The following is a 21,710-nucleotide window of genomic DNA, read 5'->3' as shown; positions in this document are numbered from 1 at the left end:
AAACCAATATTTCAAAGTCAGAAAAAATGCACGGCACGATAAGAACATTAGCTGGTATCTGACAATCAATCACTATCACTAAATTTGCGTCATTACCGGATTCTACATATTTAAATAAATACCATCATGATTTCCCAAAATTCCTCCAAGCCAGAGCATGTTCCTTAGATTTTACTCCCAACAACCCCTCTATTTCCCCCCATAAATGTTGATTGGCGTCTGTCGATGTAACTATTGCCTCAACAAGACCTGTTGCTATGGCAGTGGCTAATTCATCATTATCTGAAGCCATCCCATCTTCAATATATTTAAAAAATAACTCTTTTTTAACACAATCAAGTTCAGAAAATATCGCTACCAAAGACTTACCAATCTGCGAAAATAGCATAATCAACGGTGACTCATCAGGAATCCAATACTCATTAACGGACACAATTGTTTCTGATATAGAGTCCGAAAAAGAACTAAATTTATCCACATAGTCAGCAATAATTTTATCCATTACTCTCCCCTTAAAGCTCGCTGTAAATCTTTCAATATATTCTCTGCCGCCGACCTTCTCACCAGTAGACAATTCATAAAGCACAGCATCCGCAGTGCTTCTGCAAATAGTCCCATTTTAGTTCAATGCATTTTTTGAGAGCCCGGCCAGATTGACCCTGGTTGAGTTATATCCATTTCTTATTTGGACCAACATCCCCCCCAATGCTCTACTTTTCCATCAGAATATGGTCACAGTGGCAAAGGTGGAGTTTTCTCTCCGGCTCATGGTGTGGCTCCAGTTGCCCCGTCATCTGCTCCGGCGTCAGCCCGTCCCTCTTGACCAATATTAACATAACTCATTGATAATAAAAACATTTACCTCATAGCTAATTCTTTAATTTTTCCAGTTCTTGTAGCTTGTTTTGAGCACCTATATCACCATTTTTTGAAGCCAATCCCATCCAATAAATAGCTTTGTCCAAATCATAATACTTTGAAAAGGCTGGATTTGTATTGGATAAATAAATACCATAATTATATTGAGCTATGATATTTCCTTGAGATGCAGATATCTCCAAATACCTTAATTGTTCGTCAATGTTATTTATGGTGAAGCAATAATATTGATATAATCGAAATGATGCTTCCGAGTCTCCATCTTTCGATTTGTTTTCAAGCTCGAATTTTTGCTCATCCGTTAGATTATAGATGGTGGAAGTGGATTCCGACCTCCATTTATTATCGTCTTTAGACTTAGCCATTTTGCCACCAAATGTGTAAAATGATACTATTAACATTATAAATATAATAACAAATCGCATTTATTTCCTCATCATATAAATTTATTTTATATCGCCTGGTTTCTGAAGCGTTCCAGTGGTCGTTGATACGGGTTTAATCCCCCCATAAGCCCTATCGGATCCTGTATGATATTCCTCCTTTGCAGCAAATAATACCATCGACATCAGTTGTAATCTCGACACCAGATAATTTTATATCTCATTAGCAATAGCACAGATAGACTATTATTCACAAACATTTTCTTTTATTTTTTTTATCGATTCATTAATTTTGTCTATAATACGTTCATCTCTAAATTCATTTAATAGTTCATTTAGAATAGGAAGTAATTCTTTACTCCCGGCATTCCCGGCTGCAATAATAATTTCATCAAAAATCACACCTTTCTTAAGTTCTTTAATTATGGTTTCCAGAACACGTTCATCCTTTCTCTCTGCCAGACCTGATATAACCTCAATTCTTATATCATCATTCGTATCCAATAACATCCCCACAAACTCCTCTCTGATATCCTCGGTGTCATATTGATTGAAATTTATAGAAAATGCAGCCCAATTCTTCACGTCGCTATTATTATCACGAAGTAAACATAGCAATAAAGGTATTGTCGAGTTATCATTAATATTTGATAGTGCTGCTGCAATTGCACATCGAACATTTGCCGATTTATCATGAATTACTTTAGTGCATAAATTAATAAATTTCTTTTCGAAATGTTTGTCTTTTTTACAAAAATACCCTAACGCATTGATAATAGAGGCTCTTATCAAGACTGATTTATTGAGTTGGAACATGTTTTCTAAAAAACAAAAAGATTTTCGCAGTTTCTCATATGACATGGTCATTTGACTTAAAATAGTAACTCCAATTTTCTTTTTATAGTTATCCCTGGAATGACAAAGATTCATGGATAAATTAAAAACATCGTCTTCACTTAATATTTGCAGGCAAAATATAGCAGCTTTTCTTTTTAAGGTGTCATTATCATACAAAATAGGAGTGAGTTGTTCTATGGTGTAGTTTTTATACTTTTCATATAGAAAAATCTCTCTTCTTTCTTTTTTTTGTTTGTATTTTTCAATAACTTTCATAACGATTATCACTTGGTAATTTTATCTTTGGATTGCCGTGAATGTTTGCATCCCCATGCCTTCATGGTGTACTTGTCTCCAGTGCAGTAAATCTACATCTGCAATTAACTCTTCGAGCATCTCACATCGGCCAGGTTTCTTACCTGTACTTTGCCCTCGCTCACTTATTAATGAATCAACCAGCTTCTGTATTCCTGTGTTAGCTTGATTAGGCGCGGGTGAGTATGAACGGCAGCGGGCCGGGCGGCGTGAAGTCGATCTCACCCGGCAGCACCTTCGCCCCCGGCAGCGGGTTTATCGGCTCGCCGGACGTCATTCCACCCGGACATACCGAACACGCCACGCCTGTCGGCGCGCCTCTCAGCACTCCCGCTGAACCCTGGACTATCGGGCCGCCTTTTGCTGTCATATCATTCTGGCGCGCCGCTGGTTTTCCGCTCACATTCCACTCCTTTCATTATTTTTAATTATAAGCTCATATAACCATATCGATTGCAGAAAATAGTCACCTGTATTGCCAGTAGCTATTTTTACGTGTTAATTTTAACTTTTGCTTATTTCTTTCAAATTCACCAATCAACCAACCACCTTGTAATATTTCCCCATCGAACCTACCTCTGTCATAAGTATTTGTTGGCAGATTGAATGAGATATTATTTCCACTAACATTTAATGGAACAATTACTGGAATTGATGGCTCCCCCTCGCTATACTGAAACATAGCCCAGTAACCTTTATTTGAGTATCCAATTATAATTTCCGTACCTAATACATCTCCCGTTATCTTATGAAAGGAAAGATCAGTATATATACCCGTTATTGGCCATTCTCTCTCCCCACTCTCAACCCTCTGTTATTTTAGTTCTTCCAGTCTTAATAACTCAGTTTTAGCCTCAGTATGACCATGCGCTGCTGCCAATTTCATCCAATAAATTGCCTTGTTTAAATCATAATATTTTGAATATGGGCCATTTTTACATGATAGAAATATTCCATAAGCATATTCGGCCATAATATTATTATGGGATGCTGCTATTGCTAAGTAGCGCATTTGTTCATCAGCGTCATAATTAGAGAATGAATAATACTTATACAACCGAAAGGCTGCCTCAGCGTCTCCGTTTATAGATTTAGTTTCAAGTTTCGACCTCTCATCATCACTCAAATAATAAATCGAATGAGTAGACTCTCCACTATATTTACCTGCTTTTTTTTTCATTATCAGAATTATACATTCCTCCTCCACATGCCTGACAAAAAAAGATATAGAGACTAAACAGTATAACTGCTTGTGTTTTTTTATAATTGTACATCATTTCTTTATCTCTGAGGGCTTCTCAACTCACTTTTAACAGATGAGATCTCGTTACCATCGGGACCAAATGTCACCCAATTCCCCCTATCTTTCTCATCAAGTACAGTAGGATGTCCACGAGTCCATGGCTGAGAATCAGTTGGTGCTGTTAATACACTATCCATTTGAGGAATACCAGAATTATCATTTTCCCACCATACACTCCAAAGAGTATCCGGCCCAGTCACATTCACGTTAAGCTCTTTCGCCAACTGGCTAGCAAAAGATCCTTCTCCACCTTTAGCTGTATTGCAAGAAATCAACTTAATCGGTTTGCCTTTTCTATAATTCCGATCTTTCCTGATCATGTCCGCCAATTTTTTCACATCTACAGGGTTACCTGAAGCATCTTCAACATATAAAGGACTGCCATGTACTCCAACAGTGAAAACCCCGGGAATTGTAATATGATCGGCTATATCATGAATATATTGATTTTCAGGGAATAAATTTATATTGACTAACCCCAGAGGATCTATATTTACGACCGGATTGAGCGGGTAAGTATAAGGATTTAATCCCCCGGACAGCCCTATCGAATCCTGCGTAATATATCTTCCCTGCCCCGGATTATAGTAACGGTGCCGGTTATAATACAGCCCCGACTCCTTATCATATTGCTGCCCCGGCAGCCGTATCACCTGCTCCAGGTACACCGGGTTTTCCTCACCCGACAGGTTTCCCCACTCACCATATTTCCGCACGTCGACAAATTTATCTTAAATATCAGATCAGTCATGCCTATAGATTGTGTACCATGCGAAACATCGAGCCAACCTATCTGGAATATATGGAAAATGATCTTTTACCCATTTTTCTATATTTTTTTCCTCTGATATTTCAGCCGCACCACTCCATATTGTGATAAAATCATCCTTAAACTCATCTCCAGAATAAAAAACAAACGCCTCATCGGCACCATATGTTTCTATATAGACGATTGAACTATTTTGCTCTTTAAAAAATTCAAGTATATTTAATCGTTCTGTTTTTAGTTGCCTTTTGATATTATTTTGCAAAGAATCTCTTTGTGCAGCACTCAATTTATCAGACATATTAGTACATGGTGTTTTTGCAAATGAAAAACCACAAGCCAGGCAAAATACTAACGTACATTTAAGTATATTTATTCTTATCCATCTCATTATCTCACATCCCCAAATTTCATATTCACCCGATTTTATTATTTCAAAAAAGCTCTTGACATTTCCCCTTCTTATCCTGCAATCATCCTCGTTCATCGCCACATCCAAACGCCAATGCAATTTATTTTCCACATCCCAATGGCTTCTCATCGCATTAGCAAATTTTTCTGCTGTTAAATCTTCTGAACATATATAATATCTCACCCAACATTTCAGGTTCTTTCTTTCCGCTACGTTTCTCTGAACGAAAAGATACCGTCACACATAGTTTTTTAACCCCTCATTCAAATGTAAAATCAATTAGCTCATCCGGAACATCACTGACAATATGAGTCACATGTTATTTAACATTCAATGAGAAATATATCTCTTTGTAATCTTTAAATGAGGGTGAATCCCCTACGCCCATAAAAATGAACATTATTTTTGTTGGTGGTAATGCCACCTCTGCCTGAAGGCACTGATCTATCAGGGAAAGATCATAACAACCATAACTCAAACATTAATTTATGAATTTAGTAATAACGCAACATTGATCTGTAAAATCCAGCACTGACTTGTATTTAAAAAGTTGTATTTAACGTGATAAATATACGACCCTTGGTTATTTTATTCTTTATCCCGGTGTGTACAAAAATATACTTTCATACTCTCGTCATGATGCTGAAGGTTAAATTTAATTCATTTTAAAAGGCTAAAACCAGGATGAAGATCTACCTCGTCACCAAATCAATTTGCCACCACCACCTATATAACTCCGGCCTGGATATGGAAGTATAAACATGTCATCACATTTTTCCCTGGAACACCCCCAGTATATCGTTTCCTTACCATCGGACCATTCTGCCGTGGCAGCAGCATTAATAGAAAAATGCCACTTTTTCTTATTATAAATCAACTCACCCGTTATTTCACAAGGAAACCAGAGCCAAAATCCAGTCATGGTATCACTCATTTCCTTATATTTATCACTTAACAAAAATATTTTTTCTATCTGACTTGCATTTAAAACCCATTTATTGCATAAGTTTCTATCCCCAGGCTCTTTATTATAAGGACTCATATAATGGGACTGATTTATTTTTAATATCTTCATATCAGCAAAACAATAACTCACAGAGGATAAAAATAGAATCACAAAAATAATCACATTATTCGCTTTCATATTAACACTCTATCCAGGTCGAACGCATACCTTTGTCGTTTAGTCGAGCGGCGGCGGGCATATAGTTTTCCTCATTATATATTGATGTAATTTTGTATCATTGCAATTATAATATTAAAGTTACCTTGCTCAGTTTAGTAAAAAAGCAGAATATGTTTGACGTCAATATTATCCAACGCTTCTATGAAGAAGTACAAATCCAAAATAACAGTTTGCACTTGCTTTTTGATTAAATAATGAGAAACTTTTACCTGACTTGTTCTTCGCCTAATTACTACAAATCCGTGAGTTTGTACTCGATTTTACATTATTGTCGATAGTCAGGAATTATTGATATACAATTCAGTAAATTTGACAAATTCGTTTCAGAATGACCTTGCTTTTATGTGAACTTCATTCATTTTTCAAGCCGTCTCATATAATGTTTTCATGCAGATTTTCTTGTCATACACATTGAAAACATATAACAAAAATATGTTCACGACATATCCAATTAATATTTCATACCATCATTAACTTCATCATCATAATTTATGAAATATAGAATTATTTTAGTGTAATACGTTTGAGTGGCAACCACTTACCAGGCTGAGAATATGAAAACATTTTTCCTTTTATATAATATGCTTTTCCTTTATTGCTTATCTCAAATTGCGGTGATGGATATGGACATGCATTTTCCTCGTCGCCGTTATAGTATAATGCCAAAACACCAGAATTGATTTTTAAAGAGTAGTCACCAATGCATGTTATCCCCGCATGCCAGGTTGTCATGGATAAAGAAGCACGATTATTTTTACTATCTATCTTTAAATTATATTGTAAAAAAACCTGACTCCCATCATTTAACTGCTCGCCAAGTTCCTCGACTCTAAAGTTACCATCCCATTGAGTTTGAGTAATCGCAAAAGAATTTGCGCACCATAAGCAAGGAAAAATAAATAGATATTTTATAAAATCGCTCATACCACTAACCCCTGATTTAATATGTAGAAGGTATCAATTCAGTATTCAGCATTGTCACACTATACACAAAATCACTCAAGTTGCATCAAGGCGGCAATGATTTGCTATTGCGCAATGCGTAAAAAACATCAAGAAAAATATATTTTCATAATAAAATCTACTAATAAGTAGATTAAATGGATTCCATCTTATCAATACGTATTTATCATTTTCTGTTCAACTTCAACCTGATTTCCTCTTAATACTGAGTATCGTCTGCGATCGTTAATTCTACCTCTGATGATATCTCGTTAAAAAATAACGCTACCGCCATACCCTGGTTTACAAACCTGCACCCCCTAAGATTACTCTCTTATCTGCATTAAGAATATCATTGTGTTTTTTTTCGGAATATATAAAGATTCCCCATAGTGGATACATAACGTGAGCCAGATTAGTCAAAGACGGGATCACTGACGCTATAATAAGTCAAATGACCTTTTGTATTTTCTTTAATGCATGTTGCCGAGGTGATTTCACCTTTATTTTTTAGTGAATTAGTTTCATATTCAGGAAATGCTTTATTTAAATTCTGAATATTGAGGGGGTGCCATAACATCCTGATAGCAGAAAGATATAAATAAGCAGCTATTTACCCTGATTAAACATATATGCCTCACGCACTACAATCTTCCGTGACCAAATCCAGCAGCGTTAAACTCCACCCTTTGCCCAAGCCATGAAGTTCGCTCAGATGAAAAATCAAACCATCACCCCATTTTTTCGGCACTGCCACCACTCGCTCTGATTGCAGCTCAAGCCGCCTGGCGTTTGCTATACGGGTATCCGACGCCTGATCTCCACTATCCGCTCCATTCACCATGCTAAACGTCAGCAGCGCATTATTAGTACCGGTATAGCTGACAAAAAAACCGGCGTGATCCCATCCCTTTTCACAAACGTACTCAGCCTCCGTGTGGTGATCAAATTCGTTATCCACAGGAATATGCTCTGAAAACCAACCTACCTGCCCCAACAGGTAGTTAAAACCGGGTATCGGCTTATTAATATCAAAACTTTTCATCCACTTATAATCAACCCCAGCCCCAATTCGGTACAGCACATACATCCCAACTTTTTTATCAATCAGGGCATTAATTTTCGCGTTGTCTCGCTGCTGAAAAGCGATAATCACCTGTCTTGCCGTCTCTTCAAACGACGGAGCGGCACAAACGGGATGCGCGACCATTCCCAGCAGACTCAACGCGATGGCCGTGCGGCTCATTTTCATCATTGGCTCTCCATTAACATCCGGTGTTCTATTAGCGCCAATATACTCTCGCAATATTTACTCGGCCTGTCCGTAAGCGTACAATGCCCGCCCTTAAAGTGAGGACTCTCCTCAAGCCGCCTCATCAGGTGAGGCGGATCTGACCTGTCATCAGAACGAGAAAATGATGTTTAAACCAGAACTTCTTTCGCCGGCGGGAACGCTGAAAAATATGCGTTACGCTTTCGCTTACGGTGCCGATGCCGTCTATGCGGGCCAACCACGCTACTCTTTACGCGTGCGTAATAACGAATTCAATCACGAAAATTTGCAGCTTGGCATCAATGAAGCCCACGCGCTCGGAAAAAAATTCTACGTGGTGGTGAACATCGCCCCGCATAACGCCAAGCTCAAAACCTTTATCCGTGACCTGAAACCCGTCGTCGAGATGGGCCCGGATGCGCTGATCATGTCCGATCCAGGGTTGATTATGCTGGTACGCGAGCACTTCCCGGCAATGCCGATTCACCTGTCGGTACAGGCTAACGCCGTAAACTGGGCGACGGTAAAATTCTGGCAGCAGATGGGGCTGACCCGCGTGATTCTCTCCCGCGAGCTGTCGCTGGAAGAGATTGAGGAAATTCGCCAGCAGGTGCCGGATATGGAAATAGAAATTTTCGTCCACGGCGCGCTATGCATGGCCTATTCCGGTCGCTGCCTGCTTTCCGGCTACATCAATAAACGCGATCCGAACCAGGGCACCTGCACCAATGCCTGCCGTTGGGAATATAACGTGCAGGAAGGAAAAGAAGACGTTGTCGGCAACATCGTGCATAAGCATGAACCGATTCCTGTACAGAACGTTGAGCCGACGCTCGGTATCGGCGCGCCGACGGATAAAGTGTTTATGATAGAAGAGGCCCAAAGACCGGGCGAATACATGACCGCGTTCGAAGACGAGCATGGCACCTATATCATGAACTCAAAAGATTTGCGCGCTATCGCCCACGTGGAGCGCCTGACGAAAATGGGCGTCCACTCGCTGAAAATCGAAGGCCGCACCAAATCCTTTTATTACTGCGCCCGTACCGCCCAGGTCTACCGTAAGGCCATCGACGACGCCGCCGCGGGTAAACCCTTCGACCCTACGCTGCTGGAAACGCTGGAAGGTCTGGCTCATCGCGGCTATACCGAAGGTTTCCTGCGTCGCCATACGCACGACGATTACCAGAATTACGAGTACGGGTACTCCGTTTCCGAACGCCAGCAATTTGTCGGCGAGTTCACCGGTGAGCGTAAAGGCCAACTGGCGGCCGTGGCGGTGAAGAATAAATTCTCCGTTGGCGATAGTCTGGAGCTGATGACACCGCAGGGAAATATCAATTTCACCCTGGAACAGATGGAGAACGCCAAAGGAGACGCTATGCCGGTGGCACCCGGCGATGGCTATACCGTCTGGATGCCCGTCCCGCAGGACGTTACGCTGGATTACGCACTATTGATGCGTAATTTCTCAGGCGAATCAACGCGTAACCCCCATGGTAAGTAGTTAATTGCGGTTATTTTTTCATGGCGGGAAGATTCTTAGAAATTGATCACATACCGCTTCGCTCAATGCGGGTATTATTCAACGCGCTGAAAAACATAACCCATAAATGCTAGCTGTACCAGGAACCACCTCCTTGGCCTGCGTAATCTCCCTTACGCAGGCTTATTTTTTGCGTATAATCAATAAAAAAGTGGTACTTCCCGCCACATCCGAAAATTGACCACACTAACCAAAGCGCAAATGGGCGCTTAGGTTTAGAGACCTCCCCTATTCATGGCCAGCCAGCAAGTCACAATCCTCCCTGCATCTGGTCAGACTCAGGACTTAGCATTCTGACTTTTACGTTTAACATCAGTGAATTAAATCAATAACTGCTTTGTGAGAACTTACACAAAAAGTTTCCAGATTATTAAATTAAGGTTAAAAACTGATAATTTAAGCGTGTAAAAATATGGCACGTTTTAATGCCGCTTTTACAAGGATTAAAATAATGTTTTCCCGGATTAGAGGTTTGATTTCATGTCAAAGTAATACTCAAACCATCGCACCTACGCTCAGTCCACCTTCATCAGGCCATGTAAGTTTTGCTGGGATTGATTATCCTCTATTGCCACCAGATCACCAAATCCCCTTCCCACCGTCACGTATAATCGGTATCCAGAGTTATTCCTTTATCCTGTAAAATGTGATACAGATTCTCCATTGATCTAATAACTACCTCAATTTCACATTCAAGTTTCTCTACAGAACTTTCATTTAGTGAGAAGTTGAGAGCCAATAATAATGATTGTGAGTTATTATCATAACACAAATGTGGTCCATTATTCTCTGCAAACCATAAATTAGCATTGAGAAATTCAAAAGCAAGATTATTATTATCCGGAGGTCTTCCGCAAAAACCGTATATCATTATATACTCACTGTTAGTGCTTGTTAGTAAGATACGGTAACGGTTATCTATAATAAATGAGCATAATCTGTTTTCGTCAAAGACAATTGAATCGGTATTTAATTTTAGTGAAAACTGTCTTAATAAGCGATCGGCTCTTGAATACATAACACCCCATACTCTATCTAAAGCGTTCCTATATAAGTCATAAGCCTCTGGTCTGGACGATTAACACCCCGTGTCATCGTCGGAATTCGTCTTTTCCCTATGACTTGCTGTGTTTGCTCATTTATGGCCAGGCTGGCCGGGTTCTGATGCCATTTGCGCTAAGGTATAGTCCGGCGCATATTCCCATCATACCAATTCCCCCCATGCCAAACGATGCGCCTAAAACCGTCAGGGCGGTAGTATATGCAGTACCACTACTGACACTGGCGACAGCCCCTGAGCATACCCCACTGAAAACACCTGTAAACAATGCCGTGGTTCCCAGGCACATTAAACATCTGGGTTTATTGCCATAAGCGTTAAAATCAACGATTTCAGCTACCGGTTTTTCGTCATTACACCGTTCAGAAGGAGCGAGCAATGGCGTTTGCGCATTCACGCCTGAAGTGACATTCATATAAACCTCTTCATGCACATGCCTGTTTATGTTTATGAGAAAAGCGATACATCAGGCAACGGTACGACTATAGGACACCGCGCTAAGCCATCATCTAAATAAGTTTTATTTGATATATAGTAGCGTGCTTCTAATAGTGCGCCGTGTTTCTGCTAAAGAGTCTAAAGAACATTTCGATTTTATGCTATTAAAAAGTATGTTTGGTAATAAATATCAGGTTTTTATCTGATATTATAGTGTTTGAAATTAATACTGATAACTGACGTATGTTCGTCTTGTTAATTCTCCGTTTCGTTATCAAAGGCGCTATATCGGAAAGCGTCTGACTACCCCTTGTGATTTCCTTGCACTCTCACAAGCACTACTCAATGCGCATACCGGCATCTCTCTTGTCGCCATTTGCCTTAAACCATGCTTAGCTTACCGCTGCGTACAGCAGGAAGAAAAACGGTAAAGCAATAAGTGCGCAACATTTCAATTTTCATCCTGTTCTGACCTCGCTTTTTCATTTCTGCTATACACTTTCTGGAGATTGTTGTTCAACCTATTAAGGCATAACGGATGGCTAACTTTCCCGCCAGCTTACTGATCCTCAATGGCAAAAGCGCTGATAACCAGCCGCTACGTGAGGCCATTACTCTACTTCGCGACGAAGGTATACAGATTCACGTTCGGGTAACCTGGGAAAAAGGCGACGCGCAGCGTTACGTTGATGAAGCCCGTAGACTGGGCGTTGAAACGGTGATTGCCGGCGGCGGAGACGGTACCATTAATGAAGTGTCGACCGCGCTCATCCAGATCCGCGACGGCGTAGCCCCTGCACTGGGCCTTTTGCCGCTCGGCACCGCCAACGATTTTGCCACCAGCGCCGGTATTCCTGAAGCGCTGGACAAAGCGCTGAAACTGGCGATTGCCGGAAACGCGATGGAAATTGATATGGCCATGGTCAATGATAAAACCTGTTTTATCAATATGGCGACGGGCGGTTTTGGCACCCGCATTACCACCGAAACGCCGGAAAAACTTAAAGCCGCATTGGGCGGCGTCTCCTATCTTATCCACGGTCTGATGAGAATGGATACGCTGACCCCTGATCGCTGCGAAATACGTGGCGAAAACTTTCACTGGCAGGGCGATGCGCTGGTGATCGGCATTGGCAATGGTCGTCAGGCTGGCGGCGGGCAGCAATTATGTCCCACCGCGCTGATTAACGACGGACTGTTACAGCTACGGATTTTTACCGGCGAAGAGCTGTTGCCGGCGCTGTTTTCCACGCTCACGCAGTCAGATGACAATCCGAATATTATTGACGGCGCCTCAGCGTGGTTTGATATTCATGCACCGCATGAAATCACGTTTAATCTGGATGGCGAACCACTCAGCGGGCAAGAATTTCATATTGAGGTGCTGCCTGGCGCATTACGCTGTCGGCTGCCGCCGGACTGCCCGTTGCTACGTTAATAACACCTGTCGCTGGCCGGATGCGCTCACATCCGGCTTTTCTTCGTTGAACTCAGGCGATGGTGACTTTGCTATCCAGATAGACATCTTGTACGGCGTTAATCAACTTCACGCCATCAGCCATCGATTTCTTAAAGGCTTTACGTCCCAGAATTAGCCCCATTCCACCGGCTCGTTTGTTGATCACCGCGGTACGAACCGCGTCGCCGAGGTCAGTGTCGCCGCCGTCCGCGCCGCCGGAGTTGATAAGCCCGGCGCGTCCCATATAGCAGTTCGCCAACTGGTAACGTACCAAATCGATCGGGTTATCGCTGGTCAGTTTGCTGTACACGCGGTCATCGGTATAGCCGAAGTTGACTGCTTTATAACCGCCATTATTCTCGGCCATTTTCTGTTTCACAATATCCGCGCCAATCGTAGCGGCCAGATGGTTGGCTTGCCCCGTCAGGTCAGCGGATACATGGTAATCAACGCCGTCTTTTTTAAAGGAAGAATTACGCAGGTAAGCCCACAATACGGTCACCATACCCAGCTCATGCGCACGCTCAAAAGCTGCGGAGATCTCTTCAATCTGGCGACGAGACTGTTCCGAACCGAAATAGATCGTCGCGCCTACCGCCACAGCGCCCATGTTGAACGCCTGCTCAACGCTAGCGTACAGGGTCTGATCGTACTCTGTCGGATAGCTCAATGTTTCGTTGTGATTCAGTTTGACCAAAAACGGAATACGGTGCGCATAGCGCCGTGAAACCGAGGCCAGTACGCCGTAGGTAGAGGCCACGCAGTTACAGCCGGCCTCAATCGCCAATTCAACAATGTTTTTTGGGTCAAAGTAGCGCGGGTTGGCCGCAAAAGAGGCGCCGGCGGAGTGCTCCACCCCCTGATCGACGGGCAGTATCGAAAGGTATCCTGTTCCCGCCAGGCGACCAGTATTATAGAGCGTCTGCATATTACGCAGAACGGCTGGTGGACGATTATTGTCAATCATCACCCGGTCAACGTAATCCTTGCCGGGTAGATAAAGCTGATCGGAAGGAATGGTCATACAACGATGCTGTAAAAGGCTGTCGGCGTCTTTGCCAAGCAACTGCGCAATATCAGTCATAGCTATGCTCCCGTAAGTTCCGATAGGGTATCGGAAGGTGAATAGTCCTGTCCCGCAGATTGCGGGTCGCAATAAGCCTGGTACTGACCGACCATTTTTGCCAACTTTAGCGCATTTTTTCGGCGCTATCTGCTGACTCGATTCACGTCCGAAAAAGTGTTAGATCGGTCAAAATTAATGCTCAATGGTATTTAAAAGGTATTATTAAATGGTATTGTCATGGCGTACCTTACCTGTCATGAAGGATTCAAAAATGAAAACGACCTTTAAACTGTCGTTCATGATGTTCGTGGAGTGGTTTATCTGGGGCGCCTGGTTCGTCCCCCTGTGGCTATGGCTAAATAAAAGCGGGTTTTCCGCCGGTGAAATAGGCTGGTCTTATGCCTGTACCGCCATTGCGGCGATCCTGTCGCCGATTCTGGTCGGCTCCGTTACCGACCGTTTTTTCTCGGCGCAAAAAGTCCTGGCGGTACTGATGTTTGCAGGCGCCGTGCTGATGTATTTCGCGGCGCAGCAAACCACCTTTGCCGGATTCTTTCCGCTGCTTCTGGCCTATTCATTGACCTATATGCCGACCATCGCGCTGACAAACAGCATTGCCTTCGCTAACGTACCGGACGTTGAACGCGATTTTCCACGCATTCGCGTTATGGGAACCATTGGGTGGATAGCCTCCGGCCTCGCCTGTGGATTCCTGCCGCAAATGTTAGGCTATAACGATATTTCCCCCACCAACACTCCACTGCTCATAACCGCCGCAAGTTCAGCGTTGCTGGGCGTATTTGCGTTCTGTCTGCCAGACACGCCGCCAAAAAGCACCGGCAAGATGGATATTAAAGTGATGCTGGGGCTGGATGCGCTGGTCCTGCTGCGCGATAAAAACTTTCTCGTTTTCTTCTTCTGTTCCTTCCTGTTTGCGATGCCGCTGGCCTTCTACTACATCTTCGCTAACGGCTACCTGACAGAAGTGGGAATGAAGAACGCCACCGGCTGGATGACGCTCGGCCAGTTCTCTGAAATCTTCTTTATGCTGGCTCTGCCCTTTTTCACTAAGCGCTTTGGTATTAAAAAGGTGTTATTGCTTGGTCTTATTACCGCCGCGATCCGCTACGGCTTTTTTGTCTATGGCGGCGCGGAGACGTACTTCACTTACGCCCTGCTGTTCCTCGGTATTTTGCTGCACGGCGTAAGTTACGATTTCTACTACGTCACCGCCTACATTTATGTCGATAAAAAAGCTCCGGTTCATATGCGTACCGCTGCGCAAGGGCTTATCACCCTCTGCTGTCAGGGATTCGGCAGCCTGCTGGGCTATCGTCTCGGCGGCGTGATGATGGAAAAAATGTTTGCTTATCCGCAACCGGTTAACGGTCTGACATTCAACTGGGCGGGCATGTGGACGTTTGGCGCAGTGATGATTGCCGTCATCGCGCTACTGTTTATGATTTTCTTTCGCGAATCGGACAAAGAGATCACTGCTATTGACGATCGCGATATTGCGTTGACACAAGGGGAAGTAAAATGAAAGCAGAACGTATTCTCGGTGCTCTTTACGGGCAAGCGTTAGGGGATGCGATGGGAATGCCCTCTGAGCTGTGGCCGAGAACGCGCGTCAAAGCGCATTTCGGCTGGATTGACCGCTTTCTGCCCGGGCCAAAAGAGAATAATGCCGCCTGCTATTTTAACCGCGCGGAGTTTACGGATGATACCGCAATGGCGCTCTGCCTGGCCGACGCGCTACTCGAATGCGAAGGCAACATTGATCCCGAGATTATTGGGCGTAACATCCTCGCCTGGGCGGAACGCTTTGATGCGTTCAATAAAAATGTACTCGGCCCGACGTCAAAAATTGCGCTGAACGCGATTCGCGACGGCAAACCCATCGCGGCGCTGGAAAACAACGGCGTGACTAACGGCGCGGCCATGCGCGTTTCGCCGTTGGGCTGCCTGTTGCCGCCAACTAACCTGACAGCCTTTATAGCAGAAGTAGCGTTAGCCTCCAGCCCGACGCATAAATCCGATCTGGCGGTGGCTGGCGCCGTGGTTGTCGCCTGGGCCGTCTCGCGAGCGGTTAACGGCGACACGTGGCAAAGTATTGCCGACTCGCTCCCCGCCGTCGCCCATCAGGCGCAGACAGCGCGTATTACCACGTTTAGCGCCTCGCTATCGGCACGTCTGGAACTGGCGCTAAACATTGTCCGCCACGCCGACGGCGTCGAATCTGCCAGCGAACAGCTCTATCAGATCATCGGCGCGGGAACCAGCACCATTGAATCGGTTCCCTGCGCTATCGCCATGGTGGAGCTGGCGAATACCGATCCTAACCGCTGTGCCGTGCTGTGCGCTAACCTCGGCGGCGATACCGACACTATCGGCGCGATGGCTACCGCCATTTGCGGCGCGTTGCACGGGGTAAGCGCCATTAACCCCCAGTTAAAGCAAACGCTGGACGAGGTTAATCAGCTGGATTTTGCGCGCTATGCCGTTGCGCTGGCGAGTTATCGTCAACGGCGGGAGGCACTATGAACGGCGCACGGTTGCTGACATTATTACCGACCCTGCATACCCGGCGTCCGCTCACCGTTATCGGCGCGGCAGTAATCGATATCATTGCCGACGCCTGGACGTTGCCGCGTCGCGGAGGCGATCTTGAACTGCAACAACAAAGCGTCAATGTCGGCGGCTGTGCGCTGAATATTGCCGTGGCGTTGAAACGGCTGGGGATTGACGCCAGCAATGCGCTGCCGCTGGGCCAGGGCGTGTGGGCGGAGAGGATTCGCCGCCGTCTGGCAAAAGAGGGATTATCCAGCGTGATTGACGCGGTTGAAGGAGATAACGGCTGGTGTCTGGCGTTAGTCGAACCGGATGGCGAACGCACGTTTATGTCTTTTAGCGGCGTGGAAAACCAGTGGAATGCGGACTGGCTGTCGCAGCTCAGGACACCGCGGGGCAGTCTTGTCTACCTGTCCGGCTATCAACTGGCCTCGTCCTGTGGCGAGCCACTGATCCAGTGGCTGGAAACCGTCGACGATGTCACGCCTTTTATCGATTTTGGCCCACGAATCGGTGATATTACAGACGATGTAATGGCGCGCATTATGGCCTGCCGACCCATCGTCTCCCTCAATCGCCAGGAAGCCATCATCGCTGCGGAACGCGCCGGGCTTGCGACCGATACGCGCACTTTCGGCGAAGCATGGGTAAACCGCTTTTCCGCGCCGCTGGTGGTGCGCCACGATAAAGACGGAGCGTGGTATTTTAGCGCGCAATCTTCCGGCGTTGTGCCAGCGTTTCCGGCAACCGTGGTGGATACCATCGGCGCAGGCGACAGCCATGCTGGCGGCGTGCTGGCAGGACTGGCGTCAGGCTGGCCGCTCGCGGATGCCGTACTGCTGGGAAATGCGGTGGCAAGCTGGGTGGTCGGGCATCGCGGCGGCGACTGCGCGCCCACGCGCGAGGCGCTACTCCTCGCACACAAAAACGTATAGGTCGCTACGACAATAACTGATGCTGTATTCAATAGGCCGCTGCTGCTGATCGAGCGCCACCTGCTTAATCACCAGCACCGGCACTTTACCATCCATTTGAATATGCGACTGAAACTCATCATCCGGCATCCGGGCGCTAACGCGAGATCGGGTACGCTGAGGGTAAATGTGCTGGCGACGAAAATAGTCATACAACGAAATGCCAATCGCGTCGACATCATGAATCAGATGCGCGGGCACCCAGGACTCTTCAATCGATACCGCGTCCTCATCAACATAACGAATGCGTTTGAGTAAAAAGACGTCGCTGCCTGCGGGGATCGCCAGATGCTGCGCGACCTCATCCGGACAACTTACCACGCGTTTGTTAACCCATAGCGTATCCGGTTTTTTGCCGCGCAAGACAACCTGCTGAGAAAATCCCCGCGCCTCTTTCAGGGAATATTCAAAGATATTATTGATTTGCGTACCGTAGCCGCGGGCGCGCGTGACGACACCCTCTTCTTCCAGCGCCTGCATCGCTTTTCGTACCGTGATGCGCGAAACGCCAGTAAGCTGGCTGAGATCGCGTTCGCCAGGCAAAATATTACCGTGCTCAAGAATACCGCTGCGCACGGCATCCTTTACCGTCTGGGCGAATTTCATGTATAGCGGCGTATTATCCGCCGCTGAAATTCGTTCATTCAGTTGCGCGATGAGCCGGGTATGCGCTTGTTCCATTTATCTTTCCTGAAGACGGGTCTGTAGGCAGTATACTACCACCACGCGTGGAAATGATGTACCGGACCAATGCCCTTCCCCACTTCCAGCGTGTCCGCCTGCGCCAACGCCGCCGAAAGCCATGCCTTCGCCTCGTTTACCGTCTCTCCCCAACTGCGATGACGGGGCCGTAACGCCGCCAGCGCCGCCGACAGCGTACAGCCCGTCCCATGCGTATTTTTGGTGTTCACACGCGGCGCGCTAAAACGTTGCTCGCCCTCACGGGTAAAGAGCCAGTCCGGGCTTTACGCATCCTCTAAATGCCCGCCTTTCATTAATACCGCTTCACACCCCATCGCCAGTAACGCCCGCCCCTGCGCCAGCATCTCCTGTTCCGTACGCGCATGGGGCGCATCCAGCAACGCTGCGGCTTCCGGCAAATTCGGCGTAATCAGCGATACCTGCGGCAACAGCCGGACGCGTAATGTTTCTATCGCAGAGGGCGAGAGCAGCGGATCGCCGCTTTTCGCCAGCATCACCGTATCCAGCACCACATTACGTACATGATGGCGCTGTAGTCGTTCCGCCACGGCCTCGACAATATCGGTTTCCGCCAGCATCCCGATTTTTGTGGTATCAATGCGCACATCGCTGAACACGGAATCAAGTTGAGCGGCGACAAAGTCCGGCTCTATCCGGTACACCGACTGTACGCCACAGGTATTTTGCGCCACCAGCGCGGTGATGACCGAACAGCCATATGCGCCCAACGCGGAAAAGGTCTTGAGATCCGCCTGGATACCGGCCCCGCCGCTGGGATCGGTACCGGCAATCGTCAGCGCGTTAATTCTCTTCATTGGCCGCCTCCACATCCAGATGATAGAGCGCATCAAGAAAAGCCGGGATGAAGCTGCCCGGTCCTTCGCTACGCTCTGCCGCGGCCTGTCCAGCCAGTTTCATCCAGCAGCAGGCCGATGCAACATTGTCCAGCGCGGCGCCCGGTAACGCGCAGCTGGCGGCGACGACCGCCGACAACGCGCAGCCGGTGCCTACAATGCGAGTCATTAACGGATCGCCGCCGGGAATGCTCAGCGTGCGCTGACCGTTAGTGACGTAATCTATCTCTCCGGTAACCACAACGATGCAGTCTATCTGATGCGCCAGCGCCTGCGCCGCAGGCAGTGCGGCCAACGCCGCCTCGGTGGTATCTACGCCGCGTCCGCCCAGCGCCATGCCGGATAACGCCAGGATTTCCGAGGCGTTGCCGCGTATTGCCGCCGGGCGCAGGGACAAGAGATCCAGGCAAAATCGCCGACGAAATTCCAGCGCGCCCACCGCGACAGGATCAAGCGTCCACGGCGTTTTGGCATCATAAGCGCTTTCTACCGCCGCACGCATCGCGTCAGCGCGTGAGGCAGTTAATGTTCCGACATTAACCAGCAAGGCGTTGGCGATGGCGGCAAACGGTCTGGCCTCGACAGGATCAATCACCATGGCGGGTGAAGCGCCCAGCGCCAGCAGCGTATTGGCGGTAAACGTTTGTACGACGTCATTCGTCATACAGTGCGTAAGCGGGGAGAGCGCGCGAAAGTGTTTTAACGTATGCGCCGCAAGCGTGCGGCAGTGCAGGTCAGGCTGCATGGTTCAGCTCCTGCCCGCGTGAAGAAGGGACACGAGCAGTGTCAGACTTCCCTACGCTGGCATTATCCAGATCAGGTGGTACGGGTATTTCTCAGCCTTCACAAAGAAGGGCACCCCGAGTCGTCAAGCCCCACCGTGTTAAGCGGGGTTTCGCTATTAAGCATACTGTCTGTGCCAGACAATGTAAATTTACAGTCAGCCGCGGACGATAATTTCAGCGTTATCAGATAGTTCTCAAAACCTATTCGGTTCTGGCAAACTTGCTGGCGGATATGTTGCTGCACGACGCTTTCGTTTACACTTTTTACGAAAAGGGGCGTGAGATAACAAAATAGCGCTTGTCAGATACGCCACCAGCAGAAATGATACACACGATGTTAACTGACCCGCATATGTGGAGGGTAAAAGTATGAAAAGTAAGTTGCTGCCTTGCGCGCTGTTGCTTGCAACCAGTTTTGCATGGGCCGCCCCCGCGACAACGGGCATTGATCAATATGAGTTAAAAAGCTTTATCGCCGACTTCACCCACTTCAAGCCCGGCGATACCGTTCCGCAGATGTACCGCACCGATGAGTATAATATTAAACAGTGGAAATTACGTAATCTGCCCGCGCCAGATGCCGGTACTCACTGGACCTATATGGGCGGCGCGTATGTACTGATTAACGATACCGATGGAAAAATCATCAAAGCCTATGATGGCGAGATTTTTTATCATCGATAAAAAAAGCCCCCTCATCCAGAGGGGGAAATACAGCCCCATGTTACTTTTTTATTAGCCCTTAATCACTCTATCCCCTTCAAACTTCCTTTTTGTTGACTGCCTTCACTACCCGATTCGCTCTGGATCCCGCCCTTTTGAAACTACCGCATACCACATTAAAATTTATTGCAGAAAGATTGTCATCCCGGTCACTTATTATTGTAAGTGACCGGGAGTTCATTCACCTATCGCGCCATATATCTTAAATATTTCTCATATATATTAATCGTATTTCACATAGATCAGCGCAGTCGCTTTTAGATCGCCTGGCTTTATATTGTCTCGGTCATAAACATAATAACTGGCGATAATAGGGATTGTTATCATATCACTGTTGAGCGGCGTGCCTACTTGATCCACTTTCCATAACGTTGAAGCATTACCCTGCTCTGCTGTATTTGAAATATTCACCGTTTTTCCACCACTCTCCAGTATAAATCCGACGCCATTATTCACAGCACCACGCAACACAGAATAGCTATCTGGTATTAAATCACTGCTGGAGAGATAAACCGTCATTTTACGCGATGTTTGTTTAGCATTACCAAAAAGATTATCACACTGGAGTCGAATATTATCCGCGGCATTTTTGTTGCTGACCTTGCCTGTGTTATATAATTCAGAAAGCGCAATATTCGGTAGCGTGATCGTCAGATCTTCAGGTTTGCAGGTTGTCTGCTTGCGATCGTAGGACACAAACAGATCAAATGAATATAACCCTGCACCTCTAAGATAACTATTATAATCTGCGGCACAGGCATTCCAGCCTCTTCCTGCTAGCAGGCACCCTAAAAACCGCAAACCGGCCGTAAACTGAGTTGCAGAAGAAGCGCTTGTTATTGATACCACCCCGTTGATTAGGACACTGTTCCCACTACCGGCAGAAATATTTACATTCGCCCCAGAGGAAGCGGGTTCAACCGTTACCGTATAGCCCGTTGTAAACGGCATTGTGAGAGTATTATTATCTGCCCAGGCGATTTTTAACTTCAGTTTTACTGTATCATTGTATAATCCCACGATGATATCGGAAGGATCCATACGCGTTATCTTATAAGTCCCTGAACAAGTTGTATCGTTAAAATTATGGCTATAAGTTGCGGACTGATTAGGGTTAATCGTAAAATCCTCACGAATAATTAAATTATCCTGATAAGTAATTTCTCCCGTACAGGCTGCGTATGTTTCAGGTAAAATCAATAACATCACGATAAAAAGAAAGAGTTTCATTTCACC

The 21,710-nt window shown here is 46.0% G+C and carries 21 protein-coding genes, 5 pseudogenes and 1 riboswitch; of the genes and pseudogenes, 7 read left to right on the top strand and 19 right to left on the bottom strand.

Annotation, left to right across the window (positions count from 1 at the left end):
- Positions 1-124: 124 nt before the first annotated feature.
- The 12 genes and pseudogenes from ACLJRU_RS05205 to ACLJRU_RS05150 all read right to left on the bottom strand — a co-directional run bounded on the left by ACLJRU_RS05205 (position 125) and on the right by ACLJRU_RS05150 (position 8,278).
- Positions 125-502 (bottom strand): hypothetical protein, encoded by a 378-nt coding sequence (locus tag ACLJRU_RS05205; protein ID WP_000357799.1) that lies wholly within the window; start codon positions 500-502, stop codon positions 125-127.
- Positions 503-869: 367 nt separating this feature from the next.
- Positions 870-1,304, bottom strand: coding sequence for a sel1 repeat family protein (locus tag ACLJRU_RS05200; RefSeq protein ID WP_001540397.1), 435 nt, complete (start codon positions 1,302-1,304; stop codon positions 870-872).
- 204 nt (positions 1,305-1,508) lie between these two features.
- Complete coding sequence (locus tag ACLJRU_RS05195) at positions 1,509-2,375, bottom strand: HEAT repeat domain-containing protein (RefSeq protein ID WP_000864149.1); 867 nt, start codon at positions 2,373-2,375, stop codon at positions 1,509-1,511.
- Positions 2,376-2,396: 21 nt separating this feature from the next.
- Positions 2,397-2,639: a polymorphic toxin type 34 domain-containing protein gene (locus tag ACLJRU_RS05190; RefSeq protein ID WP_071787772.1), complete on the bottom strand. Its 243-nt coding sequence runs from the start codon at positions 2,637-2,639 to the stop codon at positions 2,397-2,399.
- Positions 2,590-2,817 (bottom strand): annotated as a pseudogene (locus ACLJRU_RS05185) (type IV secretion protein Rhs); the annotation flags it as partial. The gene ACLJRU_RS05190 and the pseudogene ACLJRU_RS05185, both read right to left, overlap by 50 nt.
- 63 nt (positions 2,818-2,880) lie before the next feature.
- Entirely contained in the window at positions 2,881-3,096 is a 216-nt protein-coding gene (locus ACLJRU_RS05180) for a hypothetical protein (protein ID WP_174565076.1), read from the bottom strand.
- 132 nt (positions 3,097-3,228) lie between these two features.
- Complete coding sequence (locus ACLJRU_RS05175; RefSeq protein WP_001540399.1) at positions 3,229-3,594, bottom strand: hypothetical protein; 366 nt, start codon at positions 3,592-3,594, stop codon at positions 3,229-3,231.
- A 101-nt stretch (positions 3,595-3,695) separates the two neighbouring features.
- A pseudogene (locus ACLJRU_RS05170) lies at positions 3,696-4,427 on the bottom strand (RHS repeat-associated core domain-containing protein); the annotation flags it as partial.
- Between the two features lie 402 nt (positions 4,428-4,829).
- Positions 4,830-5,205: pseudogene (locus tag ACLJRU_RS05165) on the bottom strand (ISAs1 family transposase); the annotation flags it as partial.
- A gap of 390 nt (positions 5,206-5,595) precedes the next feature.
- Positions 5,596-6,039 carry a hypothetical protein gene (locus ACLJRU_RS05160; protein WP_000646714.1) on the bottom strand — a complete coding sequence of 148 codons (444 nt, stop codon included), beginning with the start codon at positions 6,037-6,039 and terminating at the stop codon, positions 5,596-5,598.
- Positions 6,040-6,585: 546 nt separating this feature from the next.
- Positions 6,586-7,005: a hypothetical protein gene (locus ACLJRU_RS05155; protein ID WP_001279045.1), complete on the bottom strand. Its 420-nt coding sequence runs from the start codon at positions 7,003-7,005 to the stop codon at positions 6,586-6,588.
- A 655-nt stretch (positions 7,006-7,660) separates the two neighbouring features.
- Positions 7,661-8,278 (bottom strand): hypothetical protein, encoded by a 618-nt coding sequence (locus ACLJRU_RS05150; RefSeq protein WP_000977168.1) that lies wholly within the window; start codon positions 8,276-8,278, stop codon positions 7,661-7,663.
- Between the two features lie 163 nt (positions 8,279-8,441).
- Here ACLJRU_RS05150 and yegQ point away from each other — a divergent pair, with 163 nt between their 5' ends.
- Positions 8,442-9,803: a tRNA 5-hydroxyuridine modification protein YegQ gene (yegQ, locus tag ACLJRU_RS05145; protein WP_001540403.1), complete on the top strand. Its 1,362-nt coding sequence runs from the start codon at positions 8,442-8,444 to the stop codon at positions 9,801-9,803.
- 451 nt (positions 9,804-10,254) lie between these two features.
- A pseudogene (locus tag ACLJRU_RS05140) lies at positions 10,255-10,434 on the top strand (non-LEE encoded effector protein NleB); the annotation flags it as partial.
- A 9-nt stretch (positions 10,435-10,443) separates the two neighbouring features.
- On the opposite strand, the gene ACLJRU_RS05135 reads toward ACLJRU_RS05140, so the two are convergent.
- Together ACLJRU_RS05135 and steD are read right to left on the bottom strand one after the other, a co-directional pair.
- Positions 10,444-10,860, bottom strand: a complete 417-nt coding sequence (locus ACLJRU_RS05135) for a CesT family type III secretion system chaperone (RefSeq protein WP_001540404.1) — start codon at positions 10,858-10,860, stop codon at positions 10,444-10,446.
- 121 nt (positions 10,861-10,981) lie between these two features.
- A complete protein-coding gene (gene steD / locus ACLJRU_RS05130; protein WP_001540406.1) occupies positions 10,982-11,317 on the bottom strand; it encodes a type III secretion system effector SteD in 336 nt (111 codons plus the stop codon).
- A 561-nt stretch (positions 11,318-11,878) separates the two neighbouring features.
- On the opposite strand from steD, the gene yegS reads away from it, so the two are divergent.
- A complete protein-coding gene (gene yegS, locus ACLJRU_RS05125) occupies positions 11,879-12,778 on the top strand; it encodes a lipid kinase YegS (RefSeq protein WP_001273389.1) in 900 nt (299 codons plus the stop codon).
- Positions 12,779-12,830: 52 nt separating this feature from the next.
- Here yegS and fbaB read toward each other — a convergent pair whose 3' ends face one another.
- Positions 12,831-13,883, bottom strand: coding sequence for a class I fructose-bisphosphate aldolase (gene fbaB / locus ACLJRU_RS05120; protein WP_000129590.1), 1,053 nt, complete (start codon positions 13,881-13,883; stop codon positions 12,831-12,833).
- A gap of 253 nt (positions 13,884-14,136) precedes the next feature.
- Between fbaB and ACLJRU_RS05115 the strand changes: the two genes are divergently transcribed.
- From ACLJRU_RS05115 to ACLJRU_RS05105, 3 genes are read left to right on the top strand one after another with little or no spacing between them, the layout of a single operon-like run.
- Entirely contained in the window at positions 14,137-15,408 is a 1,272-nt protein-coding gene (locus tag ACLJRU_RS05115) for a nucleoside permease (RefSeq protein WP_001540408.1), read from the top strand.
- Positions 15,405-16,409: an ADP-ribosylglycohydrolase family protein gene (locus ACLJRU_RS05110; protein ID WP_000642793.1), complete on the top strand. Its 1,005-nt coding sequence runs from the start codon at positions 15,405-15,407 to the stop codon at positions 16,407-16,409. Before ACLJRU_RS05115 ends, ACLJRU_RS05110 begins: the two co-directional genes overlap by 4 nt.
- The gene (locus ACLJRU_RS05105; RefSeq protein WP_001012671.1) at positions 16,406-17,371 is read left to right on the top strand and encodes a PfkB family carbohydrate kinase; all 966 of its coding nucleotides are present in this window, start codon (positions 16,406-16,408) and stop codon (positions 17,369-17,371) included. The genes ACLJRU_RS05110 and ACLJRU_RS05105 overlap by 4 nt, the downstream gene beginning before the upstream one ends.
- On the opposite strand, the gene ACLJRU_RS05100 is transcribed toward ACLJRU_RS05105, so the two are convergent.
- From ACLJRU_RS05100 to thiM, 3 genes and pseudogenes are all read right to left on the bottom strand, one after another.
- Positions 17,345-18,091 carry a GntR family transcriptional regulator gene (locus ACLJRU_RS05100; RefSeq protein ID WP_000434062.1) on the bottom strand — a complete coding sequence of 249 codons (747 nt, stop codon included), beginning with the start codon at positions 18,089-18,091 and terminating at the stop codon, positions 17,345-17,347. The two genes, ACLJRU_RS05105 and ACLJRU_RS05100, sit on opposite strands and share 27 nt — an antisense overlap.
- Positions 18,092-18,126: 35 nt before the next feature.
- Positions 18,127-18,927: pseudogene (gene thiD, locus ACLJRU_RS05095) on the bottom strand (bifunctional hydroxymethylpyrimidine kinase/phosphomethylpyrimidine kinase).
- Positions 18,914-19,711, bottom strand: coding sequence for a hydroxyethylthiazole kinase (gene thiM / locus ACLJRU_RS05090; RefSeq protein ID WP_001540411.1), 798 nt, complete (start codon positions 19,709-19,711; stop codon positions 18,914-18,916). The pseudogene thiD and the gene thiM overlap by 14 nt, the downstream one beginning before the upstream one ends.
- A gap of 31 nt (positions 19,712-19,742) precedes the next feature.
- Positions 19,743-19,839: riboswitch (TPP riboswitch) on the bottom strand.
- A 281-nt stretch (positions 19,840-20,120) separates the two neighbouring features.
- Between thiM and rcnB the strand changes: the two genes are divergently transcribed.
- Complete coding sequence (gene rcnB, locus ACLJRU_RS05085) at positions 20,121-20,435, top strand: Ni(II)/Co(II) efflux transporter accessory subunit RcnB (protein WP_000837534.1); 315 nt, start codon at positions 20,121-20,123, stop codon at positions 20,433-20,435.
- Positions 20,436-20,696: 261 nt separating this feature from the next.
- On the opposite strand, the gene ACLJRU_RS05080 is transcribed toward rcnB, so the two are convergent.
- The gene (locus ACLJRU_RS05080; RefSeq protein WP_000765279.1) at positions 20,697-21,704 is read right to left on the bottom strand and encodes a putative fimbrial-like adhesin protein; all 1,008 of its coding nucleotides are present in this window, start codon (positions 21,702-21,704) and stop codon (positions 20,697-20,699) included.
- Positions 21,705-21,710: the final 6 nt, after the last annotated feature.

The sequence above is a fragment of the Salmonella sp. SAL00653 genome, assembly GCF_046552515.1.
Taxonomy (GTDB): domain Bacteria; phylum Pseudomonadota; class Gammaproteobacteria; order Enterobacterales; family Enterobacteriaceae; genus Salmonella; species Salmonella enterica.
This window is presented reverse-complemented; position numbering and strand designations above follow the sequence as displayed.

Excerpts from the sequence above, each read along its gene's own strand:
- ACLJRU_RS05105 (WP_001012671.1), top strand. The coding sequence starts at position 16,406 with ATGAACGGCGCACGGTTGCTGACATTATTACCGACCCTGCATACCCGG.
- ACLJRU_RS05155 (WP_001279045.1), bottom strand. The coding sequence starts at position 7,005 with ATGAGCGATTTTATAAAATATCTATTTATTTTTCCTTGCTTATGGTGC.
- ACLJRU_RS05200 (WP_001540397.1), bottom strand. The coding sequence starts at position 1,304 with ATGCGATTTGTTATTATATTTATAATGTTAATAGTATCATTTTACACA.
- ACLJRU_RS05160 (WP_000646714.1), bottom strand. The coding sequence starts at position 6,039 with ATGAAAGCGAATAATGTGATTATTTTTGTGATTCTATTTTTATCCTCT.
- ACLJRU_RS05175 (WP_001540399.1), bottom strand. The coding sequence starts at position 3,594 with ATGAAAAAAAAAGCAGGTAAATATAGTGGAGAGTCTACTCATTCGATT.
- ACLJRU_RS05110 (WP_000642793.1), top strand. The coding sequence starts at position 15,405 with ATGAAAGCAGAACGTATTCTCGGTGCTCTTTACGGGCAAGCGTTAGGG.
- ACLJRU_RS05135 (WP_001540404.1), bottom strand. The coding sequence starts at position 10,860 with ATGTATTCAAGAGCCGATCGCTTATTAAGACAGTTTTCACTAAAATTA.
- rcnB (WP_000837534.1), top strand. The coding sequence starts at position 20,121 with ATGAAAAGTAAGTTGCTGCCTTGCGCGCTGTTGCTTGCAACCAGTTTT.
- ACLJRU_RS05195 (WP_000864149.1), bottom strand. The coding sequence starts at position 2,375 with ATGAAAGTTATTGAAAAATACAAACAAAAAAAAGAAAGAAGAGAGATT.
- ACLJRU_RS05180 (WP_174565076.1), bottom strand. The coding sequence starts at position 3,096 with ATGTTTCAGTATAGCGAGGGGGAGCCATCAATTCCAGTAATTGTTCCA.
- ACLJRU_RS05100 (WP_000434062.1), bottom strand. The coding sequence starts at position 18,091 with ATGGAACAAGCGCATACCCGGCTCATCGCGCAACTGAATGAACGAATT.
- ACLJRU_RS05115 (WP_001540408.1), top strand. The coding sequence starts at position 14,137 with ATGAAAACGACCTTTAAACTGTCGTTCATGATGTTCGTGGAGTGGTTT.
- ACLJRU_RS05205 (WP_000357799.1), bottom strand. The coding sequence starts at position 502 with ATGGATAAAATTATTGCTGACTATGTGGATAAATTTAGTTCTTTTTCG.
- yegS (WP_001273389.1), top strand. The coding sequence starts at position 11,879 with ATGGCTAACTTTCCCGCCAGCTTACTGATCCTCAATGGCAAAAGCGCT.
- steD (WP_001540406.1), bottom strand. The coding sequence starts at position 11,317 with ATGAATGTCACTTCAGGCGTGAATGCGCAAACGCCATTGCTCGCTCCT.
- ACLJRU_RS05150 (WP_000977168.1), bottom strand. The coding sequence starts at position 8,278 with ATGATGAAAATGAGCCGCACGGCCATCGCGTTGAGTCTGCTGGGAATG.
- thiM (WP_001540411.1), bottom strand. The coding sequence starts at position 19,711 with ATGCAGCCTGACCTGCACTGCCGCACGCTTGCGGCGCATACGTTAAAA.
- yegQ (WP_001540403.1), top strand. The coding sequence starts at position 8,442 with ATGTTTAAACCAGAACTTCTTTCGCCGGCGGGAACGCTGAAAAATATG.
- fbaB (WP_000129590.1), bottom strand. The coding sequence starts at position 13,883 with ATGACTGATATTGCGCAGTTGCTTGGCAAAGACGCCGACAGCCTTTTA.
- ACLJRU_RS05080 (WP_000765279.1), bottom strand. The coding sequence starts at position 21,704 with ATGAAACTCTTTCTTTTTATCGTGATGTTATTGATTTTACCTGAAACA.